The organism is Lentisphaerota bacterium, assembly GCA_016873675.1.
Classification (GTDB): domain Bacteria; phylum Verrucomicrobiota; class Kiritimatiellia; order RFP12; family JAAYNR01; genus VGWG01.
In genome coordinates this window covers 1-1,606 of record VGWG01000213.1, presented here as the reverse complement: position 1 = coordinate 1,606, position 1,606 = coordinate 1, and the positions used below count along the sequence as shown (strand labels likewise).

General features: G+C 58.9%; 1 protein-coding gene. It reads right to left on the bottom strand.

Annotated elements, in window-relative coordinates; translation table 11 throughout:
• Nucleotides 1-391: 391 nt before the first annotated feature.
• Nucleotides 392-1,546 (bottom strand): hydroxyacid dehydrogenase, encoded by a 1,155-nt coding sequence (locus FJ222_12790; protein ID MBM4165298.1) that lies wholly within the window; start codon nt 1,544-1,546, stop codon nt 392-394.
• Between the last annotated feature and the right edge of the window lie 60 nt (nt 1,547-1,606).

The following is a 1,606-nucleotide window of genomic DNA, read 5'->3' as shown; positions in this document are numbered from 1 at the left end:
TGCAAGCCAACCAGAACGACGATGGCGGCTGGGGCGGCGTCAAGGACACGCCATCGAGCATCGAGGAAACCGCCCTGGCGACCCGCGCGCTGGTCGTCTTCCGGGCCGCGCCAGATGCCACGATCCACAGGGGGATCGCGTGGCTGCAACAGAACATCCCGGAGTCGGAGGACTGGGCACCCGCGCCGATCGGCCTGTATTTTGCCAGCCTGTGGTATTGGGAACGCCTGTACCCGTTGATCTACGCACTCGGCGCTTGCGCGGCGGTAACAGCCCTCTTCCCTGCCTCAGAAACGACAGCACCTCCGCCGCGCGCGTGACGAAGCGGTTCACCTCGCAAAAGACGGACCCGGTGTTCGATCGCGATTGCATGCCCCGGCAACGGCACGGGCTAAGCCATCGTATCGAGTTGCTCACGCGTCACCGCATACCGAAGCGGGGCCCCGTTACGCCAGATGTGAAATTCTTTGATCACCGTATCGGCCATCCGGGTGACTTCATTGCCAATCGAACCCGCGATGTGACTGCTGAGGAGCACATTCGGAAGGTCGTAGAACGGCGATGCGGCAGGCGGCGGTTCGGGATCGGTGACGTCCAGAAGCGCGGTGAGATCCGGGCGCGTCCTGAGCACATCAATCAGATCCGTTTCCACAACCGTCGCACCACGACCGGTGTTGATGAAGACCGCGTTCTCGGGCATGACGCTGAAATGCTCGCGTCGCAGCAATCCCCGTGTCGCAGGCACATTGGCCAGGTGATTGGAAACAACCATGCCGCGCTGGAATGCATCCGCCAGGCTGACCTTCTCAACGCCGAGCCTATCGGCCTCCGCCTGTGACAGAAAAGGATCGAACACGATGACGCGAAGGCAAAAAGGCTTCATCAGTTCAATCACCTTCTTGCCGATCATCCCCGCTCCGAGCAGGGCCACGGTAGCGTGAAAGTTTCCGGAACCCCGGAAAGCCGTTGACCGGGTGCTAGGACTGCCACAGTCACGGATGTTGCGAAAGTAACCCTTGTTCGCCAGAAGGGTCTGAGCCAGAACAAATTCAGCAACAGGCACCCCGTTGGCCGCCCATGCGCTCACCACCACGATGCCCCGATCCAGGAAAGGGATGGCAAACGCCTTGACCGATCCGGCGGCATAAAATACCGCTCGGAGTTTCGGCATCAGCGCAATCTGGTTCTCTGTCAGACCCGGCATCCCCCACGTTGAGAAGATCACCTCAAGGTCTGCGAGCGCAGCGATTTCGGAACTGAAATTCTGCGCCGTAATCGTTCTGGGGTGAACGTCGCACACGGCCGCAATACGATCACGCCGATCACGGGGATAGACCTGCTCAAGTGATGTACTGGCATTGCCGAAAAATGCAGCTTTGGTCATAATTTTTTGATTATCGGACTTTTGACTTTTGGGGACAAGAATTCTTTTCTCAGGAACATCGCTGAAGCCGACGATATTCATATACGCCTCGGTGACCCATGGGCATTTTTCATGCTCTGCGGCGCGGCAGGGACGCCGCGCCCTACCTCGCGCTTCGCGCATTCCCGGACACAAGCCCTTTCAGTTTTCCGTTTTCAGCTTTCTGCTTTTCTCATGCGCTAC

Bases quoted from the DNA above. Each gene is read 5' to 3' on its own strand.
- FJ222_12790 (MBM4165298.1), bottom strand. From the start codon at position 1,546: ATGCGCGAAGCGCGAGGTAGGGCGCGGCGTCCCTGCCGCGCCGCAGAG.